Here is a 24,241-nt window from a genome sequence, read left to right on the forward strand (position 1 = left end):
TAGAATCTCCCACAGGGATTTTGTTATCTCTGTAGGAGCGGGCTTGCCCCGCGATGAGGTCTATGAAAAGTACAATCTTGCCGATGGAAGTTGCATTTTCCCCCTGAGCCAAGCCTCCCATACTGGCCCTGCATCCACTGCTATCTGCCACTTCGCAGGTGGCGGTGGACATCCAATAATAAGCAGGGCCCCTCATGAAAAAGCCAAACCCGCTGCTCGAAGACCTCCGTGCGATCTTGCCTGCCATTGCCGCCAATGCCGCCCGTGCCGAGCACGAGCGCAAGGTCCCGGAACAGAACATCGCCTTGCTCAAAGGCATTGGCCTGCACCGCGCTTTCCTGCCCAAACTCTACGGAGGCCTGGAAATCCCCCTGCCGCAGTTCGCCGATTGCATCGCCTTGCTCGCCGGCGCCTGTGCCAGCACCGCCTGGGCCATGAGCCTGCTGTGCACCCACAGCCACCAGTTGGCAATGTTCCCGGCCAAGCTGCAGGAGGAAGTCTGGGGCGACAATCCCGATGCCACCGCCAGCAGCAGTATCGCGCCCTTCGGCAAGGTCGAGGAGGTCGAGGGCGGCTTGCTGTTCAGTGGCGAGATGGGCTGGAGCAGCGGCAGCGACCATGCCGAGTGGGCGATAGTCGGTTGTCGGCGGGCCAATGCCGAAGGCACCCAGGACTACTGCTTCGCCGTGCTGCCACGCAGCGACTACCAGATCCGCGACGACTGGTTCGCCGCCGGCATGAAGGGCAGCGGCACCAAGACCCTGGTGATCGACCGGGTGTTCGTCCCCGAGCACCGCATCCAGAAAGCCCGGGACATGATGGAAGGCAAATCCGCAGGCTTTGGCCTGTACCCGGACAGCAAGGTGTTCTACTCGCCGTACCGTCCGTACTTTGCCAGTGGCTTCTCGACCGTCAGCCTTGGCATTGCCGAGCGCATGCTCGAGGCCTTCCGCGACAAGAGCAAAAACCGCGTGCGCGCCTACACCGGGGTCAATGTCGGCGCCGCAACGCCGGCCTTGATGCGCCTGGCCGAATCGACCCACCAGGTTGCCGCCGCCCGTGCCTTCCTGGAAAAGACCTGGCAAGAGCACGCCGAGCACAGCGAGCGTCACCAATACCCCTCGCGCGAGACCCTGGCGTTCTGGCGTACCAACCAGGGCTATGCGGTGAAGATGTGCATTCAGGCGGTCGATCGCCTGTTTGAAGCCGCTGGCGGCACGGCCTGGTTCGACAGCAACGAGATGCAGCGGCTGTGGCGCGATGCGCACATGACCGGTGCCCATGCCTACACCGACTACGACGTCTGTGCGCAGATTCTTGGCCGCGAGCTGATGGGCCTTGAGCCCGACCCGAGCATGGTCTGAAGCGCACCACCCTAACAACAACGACGGCTGCCAACGATGGCCGCCGAGGAGTCTTGCATGTCTTGCACAAGCGCTTTCGACAGCCGCGCCTTTCGCCGCGCCCTGGGCAACTTCGCCACCGGCGTTACCGTGGTCACCGCCAACGACGGCCAGGGCAACCTGGTCGGGGTGACTGCCAACAGTTTCAACTCGGTGTCCCTCGACCCGCCGTTGATCCTCTGGAGCCTGGACAAGCGCTCCAGCAGCCTGGCGGTGTTCCAGGCGGCCAGCCACTTTGCGGTGAACATCCTCGCCGCCGACCAGATCGAGCTGTCGAACAACTTTGCCAAGCCCAAGGATGACCGTTTTGCCGGCATCGGCTATCGGGCGGGCGAGGGAGGGGCGCCAATCCTTGCCGATTGCTCGGCGTGCTTTGAGTGTGAAACCCATCAGATCATCGATGGTGGCGATCACTGGATCATGCTCGGCAAGGTGGTGGCTTTCGACGATTGCGGCCGTTCACCGCTGCTCTATCACCAGGGCGCCTACTCGATGGTGCTGCCGCACACGCGCATGACCCGCCGCGAAGAGGGCCAGCCGCCCAGCAGCCATTTTCAGGGGCGCCTGAGCCACAACCTCTATTACCTGATGACCCAGGCTTTGCGTGCTTACCAGGCTAGCTACCAGCCGCGCCAGTTGTCCAGCGGCCTGCGCACCAGTGAGGCACGGATGCTGATGGTTCTGGAGAACGATGCCGGGTTGAACCTTGTCGACCTGCAACGCGAGGTCGCCATGCCGGCGCGTGAGATCGACGAAGCGGTGGCCAACCTCAAGCGCAAGGGGCTGGTGTGTGACAGCGAAGCGGCCGGGCATGTGCGCCTGACGCCGGCCGGCATCGACCAGACCGAAGGCCTGTGGAGCATTGCCCGGGAACAGCAGGACAAGGTCTTCGGACAGTTCAGCAGTGAGCAGATCGCGAACTTCAAGACTGTGTTGCAGGCGGTGATTCGCGGTTGTTGAGCAATCTATCGCGGGGCAAGCCAGCTCCCACAGCCCCGCGATACTTTTACATTGCCTCCTTAATTGATATGTTATTACTTAATATTAAGGAGCCCCCATGAACAATCCCGCAGGAAGGTTAACCCTGAGCCTGTCCGCCACACTGCTGGCCCTGCCAGCCGCTGCTGCCGACGCCATACTGCTCGATGCCCTCAACGTCAACGAGCGCCATTATGAAGAGACCGCCAGCGGCCCGGTGCAGGGTTATCGCGCCAGCCGTTCCAGCACCGCAACCAAGACCGACACTGATATCCGCGACACCCCGCAAAGCATCGCCGTGGTGCCCAGCCAAGTGCTCGAGGACCTCAACAGCACACGCATCGACCGCGCCCTGGACTTTGCTGGTGGGGTCAGCCGGCAGAACAACTTCGGTGGCCTGACCTTCCTCAATTACAGTGTGCGCGGGTTCACCACCGGCGAGCTGTACAAGAACGGCTTTGCCGTCAATCGCGGCAGCTACAGCGCCCCCGACACCTCGAACATCGAGCGCATCGAGGTGCTCAAGGGACCGGCGGCCAGCCTGTACGGGCGCGGCGACCCGGGCGGGCTGGTGAATATCGTGACCAAACGGCCGCAAGCCGAGGCCTTCAGCCACTTCAAGGCCAGCGCCGGCAGTTGGGATCGCTACCGCAGCAGCCTGGACGTCAACACGCCGCTGAGCGAAGACGCCAGGGTGCTGGCACGGGTCAACATGGCGGTGGAAGATAACGGCAGTTTCCGCGATTACGTCGGCAGTGAGCGGCGCATCGTCAGCCCGTCGTTGAGCTGGCAACTGAGCCCTGAAACCTTGCTGTCGATCGACAGCGAATTCTCGCGCACCGAGTCGGTATTCGACCGCGGTATCCCGGCGGTGAACAATCAGATGGGTTCGGTCAGCCGCTCGACTTTCCTCGGTGAGCCCAACGATGGCCGCGTTCGCAACGACAATCAGACCCTCGATCTGACCTTGGAGCATACCCTCAACGACAGCTGGAAGCTGCGACTGGCCAACCACTACACCCAGGGCCGGCTCAAGGGCAACAGTTCCGAGCCGTCGCGGGTGGTCGGCACGACCATCAGCCGTTTCTACCGGGAGCGCGATTTCGAGTGGAACGACAACATTACTCAGGCCGAGCTGCATGGCCAGTTCCAGTTTGCCGGCTGGGAGCACCAGAGCCTGGTTGGCCTGGAGTACGAGAACTACCGCAACAGCCAGAAGTACCCGCAAAGCGCCACGTCCCTGGGCTACGGCCTGGACATCTACAACCCGGTGTACGGCCAGGCGAAGCCGCCGCTGATCAATCCCAATGACTTTTTCGAACGTACTGAAAGCTACGCGCTCAACCTGCAGGATCAGATTGCCTTCACCGAGCGTTTGCGCGGGCTGCTGGGTGTACGACTGGAGCATATCGAGCAGACCGCGCAGAACCGCAGCAGCCGGGTCAGCAACCGTCAGGAAAAAGACGTGGCCACTCCACGGCTGGGCCTGCTGTATCAACTGACCCCGCAGGTGGGTGTGTTCGCCAACGCCTCAACCTCATTCAAGCCCAACAGCATGGGCACCCGGGGCCAGATCTACAAACCGGAGAAGGGCCTGGGTTATGAAACCGGGCTCAAGCTCGACCTGTTCGACAGTCGCCTGGGGGCGACCCTGGCGTTGTTTCATATCGACAAAGAGAACGTCATCACCACCGATGCCTCCGGTGAGAGCATTGCGGCCGGCAAGGCCCGCAGCCAAGGGGTCGACCTGCAGTTCAGCGGCCAGGTGAGCGAGGCGGTGCGGCTGATCGGCGCCTATGCCTACATTGACGCCGAAGTGACCAAGGGCGACGCTGCCTTGCCCAAAGGCAGCGACCTGCTCGGTATCCCCCGGCACAGTGGCAGCCTGATGGCGGTCTACGAATTCCAGAGCGGGCCGCTGCTGGGTTCGGACGTGGGCGCTGCCGCCAACTACGTGGGTGAGCGCTCCGGCCAGGCCGGCAGCAGCTTTCGCCTGCCCAGCTACAGCACGGTCGATCTGCTGGCCCACTACGAGGTCAGCGAACAGGCCACGCTGGGGCTGAACCTGAACAACCTGTTCGACCGCAAGTACTACGAGCGTGGCTACAACGCCGCCTGGAACCTGCCGGGAGAGCCACGCAACCTGATGCTCAGTCTGAGCCTGGCGCTGTAGACCCCTGTACGCACCACCAGCGCGGCAACTGGTCGTTGAACGAATGAGCTGTCGGTGTCAGCGCCGGGTCCTGGTTGTTGTCGAAGCAGCCCAGTAGCAACGCCACGGTCGGCTGATCATCGATGGCGCCCAACGAACTGCCGCACGAGGGGCAGAATGCCCGGCTGGAATAGTCCGAGGAGCGAAAAGTTGCTGGAGCACCAGCGGGACCGGTCCAACTGACCTGTTCACGGGCGAACTCCACCCAAGTGGCCGTCAGCGCGCCGGTATGGCGCTGGCACCACTTGCACGAGCAGCAGTGGGGGTTGAGGGCGGGGCCGGTGGCGGTAAAGCGGATGGCTGCGCACAGGCAACCACCGCTGTAAGTTACAACGTCCATTGTTGTCTCCGGGTTGACTGCCTACAGGTGTGCGCAAGTTATACCGCACTTGTCGGGCACCCGGGTATGCCGCTAAGGTTGGGGCCGCAAAGGAGAGCCTTGATGACTGATCCGATCGAACTCAATCGTCGTAGCTGGGATGAGCGTGCGCCATTGCACGCCGCTTCCAGCGATTATGAAGTGGACAAATTCATCGCCGACCCGGCGCATTTGTCCGAGGTGGTGCGTTTCGACCTGCCGCGCCTGGGCGACATCCGCGGGTTGCGTACCGTTCACCTGCAGTGCCATATCGGCACCGATACCTTGTCGCTGGCGCGCCTTGGCGCCGAAGTCAGCGGGCTGGATTTCTCGTCGCAGTCATTGGCCCAGGCGCAGGCGTTGGCCGAGCGCTGCGGGGCAGGCATCGACTACGTCGAATCGGATGTGTATGCCGCTGACCAGGTACTGGCGCCGGCCACGTTCGACCTGGTGTACACCGGCATTGGCGCGTTGATCTGGCTGCCGCACATCGAGCCTTGGGCGCGCACCGTTGCTGCCTTGCTCAAACCCGGTGGGCGGCTGTTCCTGCGCGAAGGCCACCCGATGCTGTTGGCGGTGAATGAAGACCATCAGGAGCAGTTGGTAATCGAGTACCCGTACTTCGAACGTGAAGCATCGACGGTGTGGGACAGTGGCCAGACCTATGTGCAGACCGACAGGTTGCTTGAGCAGACGGTCACCCACGAGTGGAACCACGGCCTTGGCGAGATCATCACTGCCTTGCTTCAGCATGGCTTGCAGATCACCGCGCTGGTGGAACACGACAGCATCCCCTGGGAGGCACTGCCGGGGCAGATGAGCAAAGACGCTGCAGGGGAGTGGTCGCTGGACAAGGATCGCTGGCGCTTGCCGTTGAGCTATACCTTGCAGGCAGTCAAGTTGAAGGCTGGCTAAGACAGAGGATCAGTGGGCGGTGCGGCGATCCTACGCTGTTGCCTTCGGTTTACGCGCACTGCTCTTGCGCTTCTTCTTCCACGGTGTGCCCGTGCGCCCGGCCGGGGTCGCCGGGCCACTGATGGTCAGGCGCATGCCGGCGCAGCGCTCGACCTGCTTGCTCATCCACGCCGACTGCTTGGCGACAAAGGTTTCCAGGCTCATCTCACCGCTCTGCACCATGTCCAGGGCTTGCTCCCAGATCGCCGTGGTGCCCGGGTCGGCAATCGCTCGCGGCACTGCATCGATCAGGCTGAACGCCGCCGGGGTGGCGCTCAGGGCCTTGCCGTTCTTCACCAGGTAACCGCGATCGAGCAGGCCCTGGATGATCCCGGCACGGGTGGCCTCGGTGCCGATACCAGTGGTGTCCTTGAGCTTTTGCTTGAGGCGCGGGTCGTCCACCAGCTTGGCGACGTTCTTCATGGCCTTGATCAGGTCGCCTTCGGTGAACGGCTTGGGCGGCTGGGTCCACAGGTCTTTGAGGTTGACTCCGGCCACTGCGCACGCCTGGCCTTCGCGCAGCAGCGGCAATACCTGGGCCACCGGCGCCTCACGGCCTTTGCCGGGCGTCAGGGCTTCTGGCAGGGCGCGGCGCCAGCCGGGCTCGACGATCTGCTTGCCCACCGCCCGCAAGGCCTGGCCTGCGCAATCGAACTCGGCCTGGGTGCGATCGTACTCGTGGTTGGCCAGGAACTGCGCCAGGTAGCGGGCGCGGATCAGGGTGTAGACCGCCTTGTGCTTGGCCGGCAGGCGTGAAGGGTCGCTGGCTGCAGCGGTGGGAATGATGCCGTGGTGGGCGCTGACCTTGGCATCGTTCCAGGCCCGGGAGCGACGCTGGGCCTGCAGGTGTGGCTGCAAGGGCGCAAGGCTGGCATCGGCGCGTTGCAGGGCGGCGAGGATGGCTGGCGCCTCGCTGTGCTGGCTTATCGGCAGGTAACCGCAGTCGCTGCGTGGGTAGGTAATCAGCTTGTGGGTTTCGTACAAGGCCTGGGCGATATCCAGGGTCTCCTGGGCGCCCAGACCGAGCTTTTTCGAGCACAGCTCCTGCAGGGTGCCCAGATCAAAGGGCAGCGGTGCGGCTTCGCGTACGCGCTCGGTGGCCACTTTTACCACCTGGGCACTGCTGGCTGCCGTGATCGCTGCGGCCGCCTGCTGGGCCAGGGCCTGATTCAGGCAACGGCCCTGGTCGTCGCAGGCGTCCTCTGGCGCTCGCCACTGCGCGTTGAACAGCTGGCCAGCGCTCTGCAGTTGCACCTCGATGGCCCAATAGGCCACCGGCACGAAGTCAGCGATGCTGCGGTCACGGTCCACCACCAGGCGCAAGGTCGGGGTTTGCACCCGGCCCACCGGTAGTACGCCCTGGTAACCGGACTGGCGGCCGAGCAGGGTGAACAGCCGGCTCATGTTCATGCCGATCAGCCAGTCGGCCCGCGAGCGCCCCAGGGCCGAATGGTAAAGGCTGAAGGTCTCGGTACCGGGCTTGAGCGCTGCCAGGGCCTTGCGGATCGAGGCGTCGTCCAGCGCCGACAACCACAAACGGCTGATTGGCCCACGGTAGCGGCAATGCTCGACCAGCTCGCGGGCAATCATCTCGCCTTCGCGGTCGGCATCAGTGGCGATCACCAGTTCGCGGGCCTCGCCAAGCAGGCGCTTGACCGCCTTGAACTGGCTGGCGGTCTTGGGTTTGACCAGCATCTTCCATTTCTCGGGAATGATCGGCAGGTCGCTCAGTACCCAGCGTTTATAGCGGGCGTCGTAGCTGTCGGGCGGGGCGGTTTCGAGCAGATGACCGATGCACCAGGTGACGGTGACGTCGGTGCCGACCCAGCAGCCGTCGCCGCGGCGGTTGGCGCCGAGGACTTTGGCGATGTCTTTGGCCTGGGAAGGCTTTTCGCAGAGAAACAGACGCATGCCGTTCGATCTATGGCCGGGAAAGGTCATAGGATGCGCAGGTTTGCCAGGCGTGGCAAGTTTTATCTGTATGGATATACAGCTTTGTGTTGCCGGTGCGGGCAACGAAAACTCCTCGCATTTGGCCGGCTAGTCCTCGACATCGCCATGGACGGCCAATTCGTCTCTGTGGCAGCGTTTGACCTTGCCCCGAGGTGTGTCAACGGACGATTTCGCCAGGGTGTTCTGCCACCTGTACAAGGATGTTTGCCATGCCCGTTTTTGATTACCGCAACCTCGACAGCGCCAGCTCCAAAGCCCTCTACAGCGACGCCATGGCCTTGACCCTTTATTCCTACCACGGCATCGACAACGGCTTTGCCGTGGGTTACCAGCAAAATGGTTTCGGCCTTGGTTTACCCGCCACCTTGATCAAGGCGCTGATTGGCGGCACCGACAGCCAGGGGGCGATCCCCGGCATCCCCTGGAACCCGGACTCCGAAGCCCAGGCCTTGGCCGCCGTCAAGGCAGCGGGCTGGACGCCGATCAGCGCCAAGCAGTTAGGCTATCAGGGCAACAGCGATTTTCGTGGCACGTTCCACGGCGAAAACGCCGGCTACACCAGTGCCCAGGTGGAAATCCTCGGCAAGTATGATGCCGCCGGCCAGTTGAGCGGGCTGGGCATTGCCTTTCGTGGTACGAGCGGCCCGCGGGAAAACCTGATAGGCGATACCATTAGCGACGCCATCAATGACCTGATGGCCGCGATCGGCCCGGCGGGCTATGCCAAGAACTACGCCGCCAATGCCTTCGGCCGCCTGTTCGAGGATGTCGCCAAGTTTGCCAAGGCAAACGGCCTCAACGGCGCCGACATCACGGTCAGCGGCCACAGCCTCGGTGGCTTGGGCGTCAACAGTCTGGCTGAGCTCAGCGGCGAAAAGTGGGGGGGCTTTTATGAGAATTCCCGTTACGTTGCCTTTGCTTCTCCGACCCAGGCCAGCGACAGCAGCAAGGTGTTGAACATCGGCTACGAGAACGACCCGGTGTTCCGCGCCCTCAATGGTTCGAGTCTCGACTGGGCAACCGTCGGCGTGCACGACGGCGCCAAGCCTTCGAGCACCGACAACATCGTCAACTTCAATGATCATTACGCCTCCGATGCCTGGAACCTGCTGCCGTATTCGATCGGCAATGTCGCCACTTGGCTCGCGCATTTGCCGACGGCCTACGGCGACGGCCTGGGCCGGGTGCTGAACTCGACCTTCTATGAATGGACGGCCAAGGACTCGACCATCCTGGTCAGCAACCTGTCCGACGTCACCCGTGGCTCGACCTGGGTCGAGGACCTCAACCGCAACGCCGAAACCCACACCGGCAGCACCTTCATCATCGGCTCCGAGGCCGGCGACCTGATTCATGGCGGGCGTGGCAACGACTACCTGGAAGGCCGCGCCGGCAATGACACCTTCCGTGACGACGGCGGTTACAACCTGATCGATGGCGGCGCCGGGCACGATACCCTGAAACTCGGCCAGGCCCTGGGCGAGCTCGACATCGCCCGCGATGGCAACGGCACCCTGTACCTGCGCGACGCGGCGGGCGGAATCAGCCTGGTCAATCAGGTCGAGACGCTGGTCAGCAAGGAATCCAGCCTGGTGTTCTTCAGCAAGGACGTCAGCCACCAGATGGATGCGCAAGGCTTGCTCTCCAGCGGCAAGCTGCACGCCTATGCCAGCAGCCACAATGGTACGGCCGGCAACGACAGCCTCAGCGCGAGTGCCAAGGGTGACTGGCTGTTCGGCCTGGACGGTAACGACCACTTGCAGGGCGGCCGCGGCAACGACGTGTTCGTCGGCGGCGCGGGTAATGATGTGCTGGTCTCGGGCGGTGGCAGCGACACCTTCCTGTTCAGCGGACACTTTGGTCGGGATCAGGTCCAGGGCTTTGGTGGCGATGATCGCCTGGTGTTCGTTGGCGTTGATGGCGGCACGGCGCAGCCCGATTTTCGTCAGCACCTGAGCCAGGAGGGTAATGACACGGTGCTGCGCTTTGGCGCCGACAGCGTGACCCTGGTCGGGGTATCCGCCGAGAGCCTGAGTGCCGGGCAGATAGTCATCGCCTGAGTGAGCGAATGCTGGCCGGCAAGCCTTACGCGGGTTTGCCGGCCAGCGCCGCAGTGGCGATCAAGTCAGCCGCGACTGGCCTCAAGCGCCTGGCTCAGATCAGCAATGATGTCATCGCTGTGTTCGATGCCGATCGACAGGCGCACCATGTCCCGCGGCACACCGGCCCGCTCCAGCTCTTCGTCGTTGAGCTGGCGGTGGGTGGTGGACGCCGGGTGGCAGGCCAGGGACTTGGCATCGCCGATGTTGACCAGGCGCACCACCAGTTGCAGTGCATCGATAAAGCGCGCGCCGGCCTCCTGGCCACCCTTGATACCGAACGATAGGATCGAGGCTGGCTTGCCTGCGGTGTAACGTTTGGCCAGTTCGTGCTCGGGGTGATCGGGCAGGCCGGCGTACTTCACCCAGGCGACCTGATCGTGCGCTTGCAGGTAGCGGGCGACCTTGAGCGCATTCTCGGTGTGGCGTTCCATGCGCAGGGCCAGGGTCTCCAGGCCTTGCAGAATAAGGAAGGCGTTGAATGGTGACAGCGCAGCCCCGGTATTGCGTAGCGGCACCACCCGGCAACGGCCGATAAAGGCAGCAGGCCCGAAGGCTTCGGTGTAGGTCACGCCGTGGTACGACGGGTCGGGGGTGTTGAGCAGGGCAAAGCGCTCTTTGTTCTCGGCCCAGGGGAATTTGCCCGAGTCGATGACGATGCCGCCGATGCTGGTGCCGTGGCCGCCGATGTACTTGGTCAGCGAGTGCACGACGATATCGGCGCCATACTCGAACGGCCGGCAGAGAATCGGGGTAGCCACGGTATTGTCGACGATCAGTGGAACGCCATGGCGGTGCGCAGCGTCGGCCAGGGCCTGGAGGTCGACGATATTGCCGGCCGGGTTGCCGATCGACTCGCAGAACACCGCCTTGGTGCGGCTGTCGATCAGCGCTTCGAGGGCCGCGATATCGTCGTGGGCGGCGAAGCGGGTCTGGATGCCGAAGCGTGGCAGGGTATGTGCCAGCAGGTTATAGGTGCCACCGTAGAGCTTGGCCACCGAGACAATATTGTCGCCGGCCTCGGCCACGGTCTGGATCGCATAGGTGATTGCCGCCATGCCCGAGGCCACTGCCAGCGCACCGACACCGCCTTCAAGGGCCGCCATGCGCTGTTCGAGCACATCGTTGGTGGGGTTCATGATCCGGCTGTAGATATTGCCGGCGACTTTCAGGTCGAACAGGTCGGCACCGTGCTGGGTGTCGTCGAAAGCAAAAGAGGTGGTCTGGTAAATCGGCACCGCGACGGCCTTGGTGGTCGGGTCGGGGCTGAAGCCCGCGTGGATGGCCAGGGTTTCCAGCTTCATGCAATCGTTCCTTGAAAGTCGGGGGAGGGGCTAGAGCATGGAGCGGCCAGGGAGTGACGGTCAAGGCCTGTAGGAGCGGGCTCAGTGTCCCAGGACAAATTCGCCTACCGCCTCGGCTAACCCTTCTGCCAATGGCAGGCGAGGATCACTGTAGGCCGCAAGATTGGCTGCCCGATCACTTTTCGGTACATCCTTGAAGACATGATTGGCCCGCTCCAGCAGCACCAGTCGTGCCGTTGCCTGGCCCTGTTGCAGGGCCCTGGCATCGACAGGCGTAATCTGCAAATCCTGTCCGCCCTGGATGATCAGCACGGGTTGCTTGAGGGTGGCGATCAACTGCGCCGGATCGCGAACCATCTCGCTGCGGATCAAACCTTGCACTTCCTGGCGCAGCAGCGGTTTCAATTCTTCTTGAATCTGCCCGTTCGCTATCGTTTCACCCGCCTCCAGGCGGCGGATCAAGGCAATGCCCGGTTCGACCAGTGGCGCATTCTCCGGGTGGGCTTGCAACTGCTCAATCATGATTGTTGCGAGTGGCCGGCCTGCGCTGGCCGCCAGTATCACGCCGTTGATGTCCGGGTTGTCTTGCGCTGCGAGCATGGCAATCAGGCCGCCCTGGCTATGCCCCAGCAACCATACCGGCACCAGCGGCTCGCGCTTGCGCAAGGTTGTGACCCAGGCGCGGACATCGCTGGCGTAATCGTCGATAGTCACCTGATTGGCATCGGCAATTGCCCCGGCACTGTCACGCACCCCGCGCTTATCGATGCGCAGGCTACTGATACCTTGATCAGCCAGACGCTCGGCCAGTAGTTTGAAGGTGAAGGGGCGCAACCCGGATGCTTTGTTATTACCATTGCGGTCGGTGGCGCCTGATCCCGGCACCAGTATGACGACCGGTGCCAGCTCTCGGGCGCTGAGCAGGGTTGCGCTCAGAGGCCCCAAGGGGCCTGGCATCTGCAGAGGTGATTCGTCGTAAGCCATGCTGGAATTGGCAAACGCCAGGGTGGCGGCCAGCAGGGCCAAAGCTTTGATCCATTGCATGGTTAACAGGACTCCTGTCCGTGATGGTTGGTTGGTTCAACCTGCCTTGCGCAAGGTCAGGTTGATCCGCCGGCTGCCCAGCAACGGATGGCTGCCTGGTTTAAGCGGCAGCACGCCATGAAAGCGCAGGCGATCCTCGCCACCCCAGACCATCACATCGCCGTGGCGCAGGCCAATGCGCTGGGTTGCATCGTTGCGGCGCTGGCCACCGAACTGGAACACCGCCGGCAAACCCAACGACACCGAGACAATCGGCTGGCTGTAGTCGCGCTCGTCGCGGTCCTGGTGCAGGCTCAGGCGGTTGCCCGGCTCATAACAGTTGACCAGGCAAGCGTCCGGGCAGAAATCGGCAAAGCCTGCGGCCGCAGCGGCGAGGGCGGCCAGCTCGCTCAATGCGTCTGGTAAGACCGGCCAGGGTTGTTGGCTGAGCGGATCGACCGGGCTGTAGCGATAACCGCGGCGATCGCTGATCCAGCCCAGTGCCCCGCAATTGGTCAAGCCCACAGCCATGTTCAGGCCGCCAGGGGTCAGCATATGACGCAACGGCGCGCGGGTGATGATCTGGCGCAACGCAGGCAGCAGGGTATCGACCCAGGCCAGGGCAAACCCCGGCAGCACCAGCGCCTGCTTGCCGATCCAGTAAGGCTCGGCGGGGCTGGCGGGGTTGAACAGATCCAGTTCGGTTTGCATCATGGGCGGCGATTCTGGCAGCGGGTTGGGTGCAGAGCCTGTATAGTAACGCGCTTTGGCAACGCTGCCGTCACCCTGTTGCTTGCACGTGAACCCTGCACTTCGGGGCGCGTGGCACCCTTCGAAAGAAAAAATAAAACTTTTTGAATTCAAGGGGTTGCCAGAGCAGGGGAATGAGTACATAATTGCGTCCATCGAAAGCGAGGCACGAAAAAAGCCTAGCGTTTTCAAGGGGATAGCGGTTCTAGTCAGTTGTTTCCTTAAAGAGTTGTATATGTTTGAGATCGCAGTTTAAAGGGTCTCGGGCATTTGAGGCCGAGTAGCAAAGTGGTTATGCTCCGGATTGCAAATCCGTCTACGCCGGTTCGATTCCGACCTCGGCCTCCATTATTGAAAGCCCCGCAGATTAACGTCTGCGGGGTTTTTCTTTGTGGGTCGGAAAAAAGATCCGCCACTTCAGTCCTGCTTCCATCCTTGCAGCCGCGCGCGTCCGCCCACCGGTTGTGCAGCATGGGCCAGATCGATACCTTTTTTCAGACATGACTTGTCCTTGGTCGCTAGAGCAGCTATTAAATAAAGGTATCGTTGCGCCTTCAATCAGTGGAGATGCGACGTACTCGTGCACGGAATCGAGCACACGTTTTACTGTGCTTCAAGTGGTATAACAGGCCATGGCGGCCTTATTGGACATAGAGGGAACTAAAATGGTAAGGACTTCTTTTAACTTTCTTCGCCAAGGCGATGTGCCGCTCCGACTAGAGAATGTATTGGTCTATACCAATGCTGGCCGCTGGGAGTCTATGAGCAGTACTTATGCCCCCAATACAGGAATGTCTCGGCTTACAATATTGGGCCCGGATTTTGATGCGACTTCTCGAGCGAAGTGTTTGGTAGAGTTGGACATTGATCCGGTTCTTGTGAACGATAATAAGTATGCCTCTGATGGTGCGAGTTTACTGTTTAACATTAATGGAAGTAATTACCACATCAATATTCACAAAAATGGGGGGATGGAATGTACGGGTGTATACGGTTCTGATCCGGGTGCCGTTAATTGGAAGGGAAATCTTGGGGCCGTTGGCGCGACATCGTACATCACTTGCGAAGGACGCTACCTGCCGCCTCATTGAGCTGGGTGCCCAGTCTCTCAACATCGGCTGCAGAGTGGATGTAGCGCTCTATCGCTGCACGCGTCGTTGGCGTTGTAGGGATCGCCGCATCTTCTGCAGCCTTTGGTAAACGGGATGAACTCATGCGTGAAAAAAGGTTTTAATACAGAGCCTGGCTTAAGCTTTCGCTCTACAAGGATGTCTACACATGCGTTGTTCCGTAATACTGAACGGTAAGTACGTGCCGACAGAGCAATCAGACGTCGTTGTGCCGTGGTGGAGCTTTACCAAGCCGGTGCTTGCGGCGGCGGCGCTTTCCCTTGTACGTGATGGATTGATCCAGCTGGACGATCCGGTGCAGGAGGGCCCATTTACTCTGCGACAGCTACTCAAGCACCAGGCGGGGCTCGCAGACTACTCGGAACTAAAGGCCTATCACGCCGCAGTTGCCGAACGCCAGGTTCCCTGGTCAGCAGCCGAAATGATGGAGCGTCTTGACGGTACACGATTGCGCTACGTGCCTGGAACTGCTTGGCGTTACTCCAATGTCGGTTACATGCTGGTTGCGAAGCTGATTGAGCGAATGACCGGGCTGAGTCTTGAGAAGGCCTTGGCCCATCGCGTATTTTCCCCCCTTGGTTTGACCCATGTTCGACTTGCCAAAACACCAGAAGACTTCAATGAGGTCTTCCCAGAAAGCATCTCTTCGTACCACCCTGGCTGGGTCTATCACGGATTGCTGGTAGGCCCGCTTTCAGCGTCGACTGCTTTATTGAGCCAGTTGTTAACTGGACAGCTCCTTCCACCCTCTTTGCTACACGAAATGCAAGATGCGGTAGTGCTGGGCGGATCAATGCCGGGAAGGCCGTGGGCCACTCCTGGCTACGGACTTGGCCTGATGATCGGGGGCACAAAAAGTGGGCATACACTGACGGGGCATACTGGTGCAGGGCCGGGTGGTGTCATTGCAGTATTTCATTGCTTGAGTGGCAGCAATGTGGCGATCTGTTCTATGTTCGATCAGGGCGGCGATGAGGGGCTGATTGAGGCGAAGGTTTTGCAGCGGCTTTTGATCGCTGTTGGCGCTTGAACGTTGGTTGGTCGAAGGTGAGAAGAAATCAATTGAACGCAATGCGCTACACAGACGTTTGCCCACGGCTTTTGCATCTCATAAGGAGTGAAAGCTGATGAGAGCCTCAGAGAGGTTGAAGTCTTGGCGCTTGAGACTGGCGCTGGTTTTTTTGTTTGCAGGTGCTGCCTTGGTCAAGAGCGAGAGACTGCTGGGTAAGCCCGACTACGTTCCGTTTGGGCTAGCCGCTTTTTTTATTGCAGCGGTCCTGGTCGCCTGGAAGTTTTACAGTCTGCCTGATGGCCCCGAGCAATAACTTCAGCGGGCAACGCTTAACTTGATGGAGAGGTCGAGCCTGAGGTGCCGCCGGTCATGTCAGCCAGCATGATTACCTCGGTAGCTGAGTAAAGGCCTTCGATGCTTGCCACCACCTTTGCCCCCAGCACTTTGGCATACAGACGCTGCGCGGCATTATCTGCACGCGTAGAAACGAGTATGGATTTTAGCGTCTGCCCAGTGCCATGAAGCGACGCGGTGGCTAAAGCGAGCGATTCCCTGATCAGATGTTCGCCATAGCCGTGTCCTTGATGCCGAGCCGCTATGGCAATTTGATCCAGCTCAAGTGTTGCAGCAGGGCGAATCCCTGACTTCTGTGCCCAGAAGATGTACCCGGCAATCTGGCCATCCAAAACCAATACGAAGGGAAGTAACCGTGGGTAGGCCGAGAGTGTGGCTTGCACCCACAGGTCTGATGCTTGTTGCCGAACAAAGGCTTCACGGTGAAGTGCCGAGATTGCCTGGGTGTCCTCAATTGTTGCGGGTCGTACTGCGGGTTTCATGCGGATGCCTTGCTTTGGTCTGTCTTTGTATTATGACTCAGGATTTGTAGGTCCCGTGCCGGGATTTTTGCATCCAGATCATGACGCCTGATCAAAAACGATGTACACGTGTTCCGTCTCCACTGATGCCGCAAGGACGTGCCATGGAACTTTTGCAAGCCAACGCTGCACTGGTAGTCATTGACATGCAGCAGGGCATGAACCATCCCAAGCTTGGGCGGCGGAACAATCCAGATGCCGAGTTGCGGTTAGAGCAGTTACTGCACGCTTGGCGAGCGTCACGTCGCCCAATCATCCACGTTCGGCATATTTCTCGATCCCCGGAGTCTGTGTTTTGGCCCGGGCAGTCTGGATGCGAGTTTCAGGAGGCTTTGCGCCCGCTCTCGCATGAGCATGTGGTTGAGAAGAACGTTCCTGATGCATTTACGGCTACCGGTTTGGAAAGATGGCTTCACGCGCGGTCGATTCAGCAGTTGGTGATCGCTGGGGTCATCACCAACAACTCGGTTGAGGCAACGGCGCGATCTGGAGGGAATCTGGGCTTCGCCGTAATTGTTGCGTCAGATGCGTGCTACACCTTTGACCAGAAAGACTTGGCTGGCCGACTTTGGTCCGCAGAAGATGTGCATGCGATGTCTTTAAGTAACTTGGCAATGGACTACGCGCGTATATTTGAAGTGGCTGACCTGATGGGCAGTATTTGAATGTGGGCTGTACCGCTGACTGGTGCCTCGTCCACCCTGGCTGCCCGGCCAGGCACCTGATAGCCTTGCGCGTTTTAGTGATGGACCGCTATGAGTAAGAAAAGATTAACCGCCGCGCTAGCCTGCCTGTGTCTTTTTGCAGGCTCTTCAGCATTGGCGTGGACGAAGGAGAATGGGCGGGTGAAGTTGCGGCCTGAGGAAATCTCGCACTGTGAGACCCTGGCGCTGGATGCTGCAGCGATCATGGTGGCCAGGCAATGGAACCTGCCCGTCAGTTACATGGATGAGGATGCTATCCCGGTTCAGGCCAGAGAACAGGCTCGGCATCAACTTTCTGACGATGTGTTGAACCATCCTGTCAGAGCTGGCGAAGCTGAAAAGATAGAAGCGCTTGAGGCGTTTGTAGCGGCGTCCAGGCGCAAATGTATCTTGGACTACATTGACTCAGTCCCGCCAACGGCAATCAATTAGCCGGCCAAGCCCCACGCGGGACTATTGCATCTTGGCGACCTCTACGTAGAGTTGCTGCTACGCTCAAAAATGGCATTACGCCAGCTTTGAGTAAGAAACGATGATGAAAATAATGCTCTGTTTGGCTGCTACGACGATTGTCACGGGGTGCTCGGGGAAAATAGTCACGTATGAGAGCGCAGAAAAAGCCTGCGTAGATGGTCGATGCGAAGGTGTCCCTTTTTACGCGCTGGTTTCCCGGGATGAGTATTACTACCAGGACCGAATCCTGGACGGTGATGGAAAGATCACTCATTTTGTAGGGGGAGGAGAAGGCGCCAATTGTGCACTTGTTCGTGTCATGGAGCGCAAGCTTGTCCCCCGTCGTACACCGAGTCTTATTGCTTATGAAGCGCGAACGTTCGAAACGTCAACGTTCACTGTGGAGTATGGCACTAACGGAACGCTGACCAAGGTTGGCTCCGAGTCGACGCCAGGCACCAAGGCCACCGCTGAAGCAGTTGGTACGATTGCTACTGCGGTTGAGGTTCTCAAAGGCGCAGGCGTACTTTCGGGCGACTCAAGTACCTGGAACTGGAGCCCACCCGAATCAGCCTTCGGTAGTGCAATACCGTTGTGTAGTGCAGGTCGAGTTCCTGCGCAAGCACCCATGGGGAGAAGCGCTACCCCTGATACCGAAGGCCCCAAACCGTGCGGAAAGCTGGGTCAGCCAGCTTGCACAATGTAATTCGTGGCTACGTATTTCCTAATGTATTCTGCATGAATAGGCCAAATGCCGGGTAATGGAAAAAAGCGGCACTGGCTACTACGCTGTTGGCCACGAACATGCGGCACGGATGCTAACAACAATGCTTGACGCTCTAGAAGGTACACCACTCTGGGTGTACGGCGTTTTCCTCTTGGTCTGCTACTACGGTTTCAGTGCTCGTACAGCCAGCCGGGAAAGCCCGCGTTCGCTAATCATCACGCCGAGCATTGTGCTGATATGGTCGTGCCTTTCTCTTAGGTACGCAGACAGCATCGAGTTAACGCTGGGCAGTTGGCTCGCGGGGATCATATTGGGCAGCCTGGCCGCACAGGTGCTGTTTTCCCGACGCGGCCTGGCTCTGGATGACGAAGGCCAAGCACTGGTCGTGCCCGGCACTTGGAAAGTGCTTGGGATTTCGCTGCTGTTTTTTGCCGTGAAGTACTTCATCGGCTACCAGGCTGCCGTGCATCCCGAACGTTCGGCCAGTGCGCAGATGCTCATCCTCTCAGGCGCTGCGTCAGGGTTTACCGTCGGCCTGTTCTGTGGCCGTGCGGTCATGTTCTATCGTGAATGGCTTTCACTGCGCGGGCTCAAAGAGAGAGAGCCTACCGCCTGAGCACACGTTGAGAGCATCAGTAGAGGTGATTGTCTTGGGGGACTTGCTTGGGTGATGGCGCAAAGGTGTATGCCGTAAGGCTTGTTGCGCTCTTGAGATCGAGCGCCGCCCGCGCGGCGCATCGCCGGCAAGGCCGACTCCCACATCTGTTGCAACGCGCCATAGCCTGTGAGAAGGGCGTTGCCGGCTTAGGTGCATCGGCGAGTGGTCAGTGTTGTTCTCTTCCAGGCGATCGCAAGCATCACTGCTGATGTGATCCCAGGCATCAGAAACAAGCAATAAATTTGCGGGATGACCTCCTTGAAGGAAGCGGCGATTGTTAGACCCCAGAGGGTGGATACAACGACGCCAACAACGAGCAGTGGCTTGTTTTTCAGAATCGGCGTGCGCGACATTGCGATCCTGAAAATTTTCCAGCCTGACCAGATCCCGAACATCGAGATTACACAGGCGCCGAGTGTGAAAGGAATGGTGCGGGCAGGGGCCTCAAGAACGAAGGGGGCAGGGATAAAAATTGCAACCAGACCCATCAAGAAAAGAACAGTGATGGGTACAAGGCCAATGATTGCTCCGATGATCAAGCCAACTCGCAGTTTGATGATGCTATCCATGCTTACCCCTTTTGCCGGCGCCACGCGCTACGTCGGCGTGATTTCGTGGCGCAATGGCGCCATGGTAACCCATGCAAGAAAATCACCGGCTACCGTGACCTGAACCAAAGCAGTCGAGGTGGCAAACCTCAAAACGTGCTACGCACCGTCAACATGAAGTTGCGTGGATCACCATAGAAGTTGTTGTACGCCGAGGTGCCCACCGTGGAGTAGTACTTCTTGTCGAAGAGGTTGTTGGCATTGAGGGTGGTCGACCAGTTCTTGTCGATCTGGTACGCCAGGCTCGCGTTCCACAGGGTGTAGCCCGACTGCAGGAATTTGTAGTCGAGCGGCTCGCCATCGAACTTGCCGCTGTCGGGGTTGTACGGCGTGACCTCGCCCTGTTTGGAGGTAGCGCTCTGGGTTATTGCCCCCAGGCCGACCTTCCAGGCTTGCAGGTCACCCGGCAGTTGGTAAGTACCCCAGACCTTGAACAGGTGTTTTGGGGTGATGCCTTCAAAGGTGCTTCGGCCTTCATTGGCGTCTTTGGCTTCGAGGCGGTTGTAGGTGTAACCGGCCATCAGTTGCAGGCCTTGGGCAACCTCACCGCTCACTTCAGCGTCGAAACCCTTGCTGACGACTTGGCCGGCGTTGAAGTAGCAGCAGGTCGCCTCGCTACCCACCGGACCGCTACCGAGGTCGTCGTAGACGGCAGTATCTTCTTGTTCAATGCGGTACAGCGCAAACGAGGTGTTGACGCGGCCATCGAACAGCTGGCCCTTGAGGCCGATCTCGTAGTTCTTCGACGTGGCGGGGTCGAGTTGCGCGCCAGCCGTGTCGGTATTGCCTGCTTGTGGTGTGAAGGTCTCGGCGTAACTGGCGTAAGTCGTCCAGCGTTCGCTCAGGTCGTAGGTCAGCCCGGTATAGGGAGTGAATACGCCGCGTTTGTGCTGGGTGTCCGGTCGCGAAGGTGGCGTGACACCGTCGTAAAAGTCTTGCTTGTTCTGGTAGCTGTAGTCGGAAAGACGGCCGCCGAGAATGAACTTCAGGTCCTCGGTCAGGGCCAGGCGGGTCATGCCGTAGGCCGAGCGGCGGATCTCGGGCAGGTCCTGTTTCTTGTTCAGCGTACTGCCCAGGTCCTGTGGCGGGTTGCGCCTGTCGAGGTCCAGTGGGATGCCCTGGATCAGGCCGGTGCGCTGGATGACGGTGCCGACGGTATGGCTGTAGTCGACACCCAGGAGCAGGTCGTGATGCCGGTCGAAGGCATCGAAACCCCCTTTGACATAACTGTTGAGTGTCTTGCGTACGCTACCGCCTTTGTTTGGGTACTGGTGCCAGGCGGGGCCAGTGCCGGTAAGCGGATCGACGCCGCCGAAGAAGTACAGCCCCTTGGAGTCGCGATCAATATCGACGTAGGTCAGGTCGGTGGTCAGCGACCAGTCGGCGTTGAAGGCGTGCTCAAGCTTGCTGTACAGCTGTGTGGTGGTTTCGCGCACGGTGTTCCAGTTGGCGGTGTAGGCGGTATGCCGGGGTAGCTTCAAGTCGTCGCCGTTGGTGTAGCGCGGCAGGCCGGCGTAGTACGGGACGCCGTCGTTGTCCTGGAAACTGCCGCCCAGGCTCAGGGTGGTGTCGCTGTTGAGGTCGAACTCCAGCGAACCGTAGGTGAGCGAGTTCTGCGTGTCGACGTAGTCCATGAACGACTTGCTGTCCTGGTAGGCCATGCCCAGGCGACCGCGTATGTCGCCGCTGTCGACCAACGGGCCGGTCAGGTCCAGCTCGCTGCGGTAGTTGTCCCAGCTGCCGGCCGAAGCGGAGAACGACAGCTGCGTGTCCGGCAGGGCGCGCTTGCGTACCAGGTTGATGGTGCCGCCCGGGTCGCCCGTGCTTGAGTACAGGCCATCGACGCCGCGCAGGAACTCGACACGGTCGTACTGGGCCATGTCGAGCTGGCTCAGCGAGCCGTAGCCGGCGATCGAGGTGGTCAAAGGGGCACCACCGTCGAGGGTGGTGTTGGAGACCGCGAAGCCGCGCGAGAAGAAGTTGCTTTCATTGCCCATGGCTGCCTGGGATATCCCGCCTTTTTGCAGGGAGACACCGGTCATCTTGGCCATGACATCGGTCAGGTTGTTGAGGTTCTGATCCTCTATGCCCTGACGGGTAATGACCGAAACCGAATGCGGTACTTCACGCACGGAGGTTGCCACCTTGCTGCCGACTGTCGCGGTGTTGGCGGTGTAACTGTGGGCACCTTCTTCCAGGCCCTGGCTGCGGATGGTGGTTGCGCCCAGCTCCAGCGAATCTTTGCCCTGCGGGCTCGGTATCAGCAGGTACACGCCATTGGCCTGGCGCACCGTGTGCAGTCCGCTGCCAGCCAGGAGCACGGCAAAGCCCTGGTCGACGGTGTAGCTGCCGTTGAGCCCTGGGGAGCGACGCATCTGGGTGCTGGCGCCATCAAACGACAACGCCACCCTGGAGGCACTGGCGAACTGGCTCAGGGTTTCGGTCAAACTGCCGGGGGCGATGCTGTACAGCCGGGCCTGGCTGCTGCTCATTTGCTCGGCCAGCGAGACACCGGGCCAGGCGATCGCCGTGGCCAGTGAAAGGCAGAGTGTCAGGGCTGATGCCGTGGGTTTCCGCTGCAGGGTGCTCATGTTTCCCGTCCCAAAACATTCAGTTGATCAGATGGAAGGGAGAGCCGAGCGGGCCAGGGCAAAAGTGCAACTTCAGCGAAAAAAATTTCAGTGGCGTGCCATCACCGTCACCCAGTAACGGCTGCGACGCTGCACCTTGAGGGCAAAGGCGCTTTGCAACGCCGCGAGGGCAAGGTCGGTGTCGGTGATCGGGAAGGCGCCGGAGATTTTCATCGCCGCAACTGCCGGATCGCAAAACAGCAAGCCCGGACGGTAGCGGGACAATTGGGCGAGCAGCTCACCCAGGGGCTGCTCGATCGCGATCAGGCTGCCATCGCGCCAGGCGCCGACCGAGGCGTCGTTGGCGCGCAAGGGGCCGATGCCCGCCGGGCCGAACGCCGCCCGTTGACCGGCGTCCAGGCGCAAGTGCTGGGCGGCGCCGAGTGACACCTGCACGGACTTTTCCAGCACCGCCGTTTCGCTGCCCCGCTCATCGACGCTTACGATGAAGCGGGTGCCCAGCGCACGTACTCGGCCGAAGCGGGTATCCACCAGAAAGGGGCGGGCACTGACGTCGGCGGCGGTGGTTACCAGCACCTGGCCGCGCCGCAGCAACAGCAACCGCTGTTGCGCATCGAACTGCACGTCCAGGGCGCTATCGGTGTCGAGCAGCACCTGGCTGCCGTCCGCCAGCGTCAGGGCCCGGCGTTCACCCACGGCGGTGCGATGGGCAGCGGTCAGTTCCCGGCGCATATCGCTACGCCAGCCCAGCGAAGCGACTGTGCCGCCGCCCAGCAATATCGCCACGCTGTAGAGCACCTGTCGCCGGGTCCGCCCAGCGTGCAACAGGGTCGAGGCGGCCAGCTCGCGTGGCATGCCTGCAAGGGGCCTGCTGATCGCCTGCATGCGTTGCCAGGCTTGTTGATGCAAGGGGTTGCTATCGTGCCAGGATTGCCACTGTGCCAGGTCATCGGCGCGGGCCTGGTCCGACGACAACTGCGCATACCAACGGGCTGCGTCACGTACAGCCTGGCGCTGGGCCGGCGAGGGCGACAGGCTCACTCGCTGGACTCCCATTGCATCAGGCAGATGTGCTCCATGGCCTTGGCCATATGGTTGTTCACCGAGCGCAGGGAAATGCCCAGCTGGCCAGCAATCTGGGAGTAGGTCTTGCCGTCCAGTTGCGAAAGTATGAAGACCTCGCGCACCCGGGCGCCAAGCCCGGCCAGCAGGCGGTCCAGTTCAACCAGGGTCTGGAACAGAACGGTTTGCGCTTCAGCACTCGGAACCTGCGCAGTGGGCAGGCTTGCCAGGGTTTCGAGGTAGGCCTGTTCCAGTGACCGACGTCGAAACAGGTCGATCATCAGGCCCTTGGCCACGGTCGTCAGGTAGACCCGGGGCTCACGGATCTCCCGCGCACTGCGGGCCTTGATGATTTTGACAAAGGTGTCCTGGACCAGGTCGGCCGCGTCGCTGTGATTGCCCATGCGTTTGCGTAACCAGCCACGTAACCACGGGCTATGTTCGACGTAGAGGTCGCCGACGGCGACGCAGAGGTCAGAGGGCTCAGCCGGCATGGCGAAAGTCTCAAATAAGAATTGCTCGCATTATTATTGTTTTGAGAGGAACTTGGCAACGGGGAACCCTGGAACGCATAGCGTTCACTTGGGCGTCGAGTCCCTCTATCGGCGACGTGTCACTTGAGAAGCGGCTTCCATTGCGTCGATAAGGGGTGTTGCCGCACGATTGTCCTCTTCCTCAAAGCGCATTCGGGCGATTCTCATCAAATCCCTGGCTTCGGTGTAGGCTTTACGCCTGGACGCCGGCGAGAGAAATGTCAATACAGCCGCTACTGCACCAGAGAGCATCGCTAGAGTGCTTGCTGTTGATGTACCCAGCGTCGCTGGGCTAGCGGCAAGGAAAGCCAATACGCCGGCCGAGACCCCAAGACCATAGTGAGTCATCGACCAAAGCAGCTCTTTTCGTTTAAAAAATTTCTGCTGCTTAATGTATTTTGCCGGTACTTCACGGTCCATGACAGCCTCCTTGTAGTCATGCGCTCACACGGGTGAGCCAGATTGCTCTTAGCCTAGTAAAAGAATTGAATAGTGTTAGGCGTAGTCGCGCACCGTGTGCGGATGGGTAAACAGTGCTATTTTGCACAGCATTACAATCAGCTATTTTATTAGCCTCGCTCCATTCTAAGTCTGCTTGAGAACCGTGCATGTTCAAAGAATCACTCACTCTCCTCGCCTCAGTGTTTACATGTAACGCAGTGTTTGCCGAAGGTCTTCTTCAGGATGCAATTGGATCCAATATTGTCGCGATAGGACAGGTTGAAGCGTATTCCTGCCCAGGGCTTGGATTGTACGATTGCTCGGGCTGGCCTGTGGGTCTGTACCGGTTCGTCGGTCAGGATATTTGTTTTACCTCGAGCGAGCCTTGCAACTTTGGTTGTGCTGCTTTGGTC

21 protein-coding genes and 1 tRNA gene are annotated in these 24,241 nt (G+C 60.3%); 11 read left to right on the top strand and 11 right to left on the bottom strand.

Annotated elements, in window-relative coordinates; genetic code table 11:
* The first annotated feature begins 194 nt into the window (after window positions 1-194).
* The 3 genes from M5G17_RS22955 (at window position 195) to M5G17_RS22965 (ending at window position 4,554) form a co-directional block, all read left to right on the top strand.
* Window positions 195-1,364: a p-hydroxyphenylacetate 3-hydroxylase oxygenase component gene (locus M5G17_RS22955; RefSeq protein WP_273895180.1), complete on the top strand. Its 1,170-nt coding sequence runs from the start codon at window positions 195-197 to the stop codon at window positions 1,362-1,364.
* Window positions 1,365-1,421: 57 nt separating this feature from the next.
* Complete coding sequence (locus M5G17_RS22960; protein ID WP_273895181.1) at window positions 1,422-2,363, top strand: p-hydroxyphenylacetate 3-hydroxylase reductase component; 942 nt, start codon at window positions 1,422-1,424, stop codon at window positions 2,361-2,363.
* A 97-nt stretch (window positions 2,364-2,460) separates the two neighbouring features.
* Window positions 2,461-4,554 carry a TonB-dependent siderophore receptor gene (locus M5G17_RS22965; RefSeq protein ID WP_273895182.1) on the top strand — a complete coding sequence of 698 codons (2,094 nt, stop codon included), beginning with the start codon at window positions 2,461-2,463 and terminating at the stop codon, window positions 4,552-4,554.
* Here the strand turns inward: M5G17_RS22965 and M5G17_RS22970 are convergent.
* Window positions 4,532-4,933 (bottom strand): GFA family protein, encoded by a 402-nt coding sequence (locus M5G17_RS22970; protein ID WP_273895183.1) that lies wholly within the window; start codon window positions 4,931-4,933, stop codon window positions 4,532-4,534. The genes M5G17_RS22965 and M5G17_RS22970 overlap by 23 nt on opposite strands.
* Window positions 4,934-5,035: 102 nt before the next feature.
* Between M5G17_RS22970 and M5G17_RS22975 the strand changes: the two genes are divergently transcribed.
* Window positions 5,036-5,866: a class I SAM-dependent methyltransferase gene (locus M5G17_RS22975; RefSeq protein ID WP_273895184.1), complete on the top strand. Its 831-nt coding sequence runs from the start codon at window positions 5,036-5,038 to the stop codon at window positions 5,864-5,866.
* A 30-nt stretch (window positions 5,867-5,896) separates the two neighbouring features.
* Here the strand turns inward: M5G17_RS22975 and M5G17_RS22980 are convergent, their stop codons facing one another.
* A complete protein-coding gene (locus M5G17_RS22980) occupies window positions 5,897-7,816 on the bottom strand; it encodes a DNA topoisomerase III (RefSeq protein ID WP_273895185.1) in 1,920 nt (639 codons plus the stop codon).
* A gap of 251 nt (window positions 7,817-8,067) precedes the next feature.
* On the opposite strand from M5G17_RS22980, the gene M5G17_RS22985 reads away from it, so the two are divergent.
* Window positions 8,068-9,918 carry a polyurethane esterase gene (locus M5G17_RS22985; protein ID WP_273895186.1) on the top strand — a complete coding sequence of 617 codons (1,851 nt, stop codon included), beginning with the start codon at window positions 8,068-8,070 and terminating at the stop codon, window positions 9,916-9,918.
* 65 nt (window positions 9,919-9,983) lie between these two features.
* Here the strand turns inward: M5G17_RS22985 and M5G17_RS22990 are convergent, their stop codons facing one another.
* From M5G17_RS22990 to alkB, 3 genes are all read right to left on the bottom strand, one after another.
* Window positions 9,984-11,261 carry a bifunctional O-acetylhomoserine aminocarboxypropyltransferase/cysteine synthase gene (locus tag M5G17_RS22990; protein ID WP_273895187.1) on the bottom strand — a complete coding sequence of 426 codons (1,278 nt, stop codon included), beginning with the start codon at window positions 11,259-11,261 and terminating at the stop codon, window positions 9,984-9,986.
* A gap of 81 nt (window positions 11,262-11,342) precedes the next feature.
* Complete coding sequence (locus M5G17_RS22995; RefSeq protein WP_273895188.1) at window positions 11,343-12,305, bottom strand: alpha/beta hydrolase; 963 nt, start codon at window positions 12,303-12,305, stop codon at window positions 11,343-11,345.
* A 36-nt stretch (window positions 12,306-12,341) separates the two neighbouring features.
* The gene (gene alkB, locus M5G17_RS23000; RefSeq protein WP_273895189.1) at window positions 12,342-12,998 is read right to left on the bottom strand and encodes a DNA oxidative demethylase AlkB; all 657 of its coding nucleotides are present in this window, start codon (window positions 12,996-12,998) and stop codon (window positions 12,342-12,344) included.
* Window positions 12,999-13,308: 310 nt separating this feature from the next.
* On the opposite strand from alkB, the gene M5G17_RS23005 reads away from it, so the two are divergent.
* From M5G17_RS23005 to M5G17_RS23015, 3 genes are all read left to right on the top strand, one after another.
* Window positions 13,309-13,382: transfer RNA gene (locus M5G17_RS23005), tRNA-Cys, on the top strand.
* A gap of 284 nt (window positions 13,383-13,666) precedes the next feature.
* The gene (locus tag M5G17_RS23010) at window positions 13,667-14,125 is read left to right on the top strand and encodes a hypothetical protein (protein ID WP_273895190.1); all 459 of its coding nucleotides are present in this window, start codon (window positions 13,667-13,669) and stop codon (window positions 14,123-14,125) included.
* Window positions 14,126-14,312: 187 nt separating this feature from the next.
* On the top strand, window positions 14,313-15,194 hold the full coding sequence (locus M5G17_RS23015; protein ID WP_273895191.1) for a serine hydrolase domain-containing protein: 882 nt from the start codon (window positions 14,313-14,315) through the stop codon (window positions 15,192-15,194).
* 311 nt (window positions 15,195-15,505) lie between these two features.
* Here M5G17_RS23015 and M5G17_RS23020 read toward each other — a convergent pair whose 3' ends face one another.
* A complete protein-coding gene (locus M5G17_RS23020; protein WP_273895192.1) occupies window positions 15,506-16,012 on the bottom strand; it encodes a GNAT family N-acetyltransferase in 507 nt (168 codons plus the stop codon).
* A 143-nt stretch (window positions 16,013-16,155) separates the two neighbouring features.
* Between M5G17_RS23020 and M5G17_RS23025 the strand changes: the two genes are divergently transcribed.
* The 3 genes from M5G17_RS23025 to M5G17_RS23035 all read left to right on the top strand — a co-directional run bounded on the left by M5G17_RS23025 (window position 16,156) and on the right by M5G17_RS23035 (window position 18,551).
* Window positions 16,156-16,716: a cysteine hydrolase family protein gene (locus tag M5G17_RS23025; protein WP_273895193.1), complete on the top strand. Its 561-nt coding sequence runs from the start codon at window positions 16,156-16,158 to the stop codon at window positions 16,714-16,716.
* Window positions 16,717-16,806: 90 nt separating this feature from the next.
* Window positions 16,807-17,187 (top strand): hypothetical protein, encoded by a 381-nt coding sequence (locus M5G17_RS23030; protein WP_273895194.1) that lies wholly within the window; start codon window positions 16,807-16,809, stop codon window positions 17,185-17,187.
* Window positions 17,188-18,035: 848 nt separating this feature from the next.
* On the top strand, window positions 18,036-18,551 hold the full coding sequence (locus tag M5G17_RS23035; RefSeq protein WP_273895195.1) for a hypothetical protein: 516 nt from the start codon (window positions 18,036-18,038) through the stop codon (window positions 18,549-18,551).
* Window positions 18,552-18,739: 188 nt separating this feature from the next.
* On the opposite strand, the gene M5G17_RS23040 is transcribed toward M5G17_RS23035, so the two are convergent.
* The 5 genes from M5G17_RS23040 to M5G17_RS23060 form a co-directional block, all read right to left on the bottom strand.
* Window positions 18,740-19,162: a hypothetical protein gene (locus M5G17_RS23040; protein WP_273895196.1), complete on the bottom strand. Its 423-nt coding sequence runs from the start codon at window positions 19,160-19,162 to the stop codon at window positions 18,740-18,742.
* Between the two features lie 128 nt (window positions 19,163-19,290).
* Window positions 19,291-21,792 carry a TonB-dependent siderophore receptor gene (locus M5G17_RS23045; protein ID WP_273895197.1) on the bottom strand — a complete coding sequence of 834 codons (2,502 nt, stop codon included), beginning with the start codon at window positions 21,790-21,792 and terminating at the stop codon, window positions 19,291-19,293.
* An 87-nt stretch (window positions 21,793-21,879) separates the two neighbouring features.
* The gene (locus M5G17_RS23050) at window positions 21,880-22,827 is read right to left on the bottom strand and encodes a FecR domain-containing protein (RefSeq protein ID WP_273895207.1); all 948 of its coding nucleotides are present in this window, start codon (window positions 22,825-22,827) and stop codon (window positions 21,880-21,882) included.
* A 2-nt stretch (window positions 22,828-22,829) separates the two neighbouring features.
* Window positions 22,830-23,348 carry a sigma-70 family RNA polymerase sigma factor gene (locus tag M5G17_RS23055; protein ID WP_273895198.1) on the bottom strand — a complete coding sequence of 173 codons (519 nt, stop codon included), beginning with the start codon at window positions 23,346-23,348 and terminating at the stop codon, window positions 22,830-22,832.
* A 105-nt stretch (window positions 23,349-23,453) separates the two neighbouring features.
* Window positions 23,454-23,807: a hypothetical protein gene (locus M5G17_RS23060; protein ID WP_273895199.1), complete on the bottom strand. Its 354-nt coding sequence runs from the start codon at window positions 23,805-23,807 to the stop codon at window positions 23,454-23,456.
* Between the last annotated feature and the right edge of the window lie 434 nt (window positions 23,808-24,241).

The organism is Pseudomonas rubra (assembly GCF_028656935.1).
In the GTDB taxonomy this organism is placed as follows: domain Bacteria; phylum Pseudomonadota; class Gammaproteobacteria; order Pseudomonadales; family Pseudomonadaceae; genus Aquipseudomonas; species Aquipseudomonas rubra.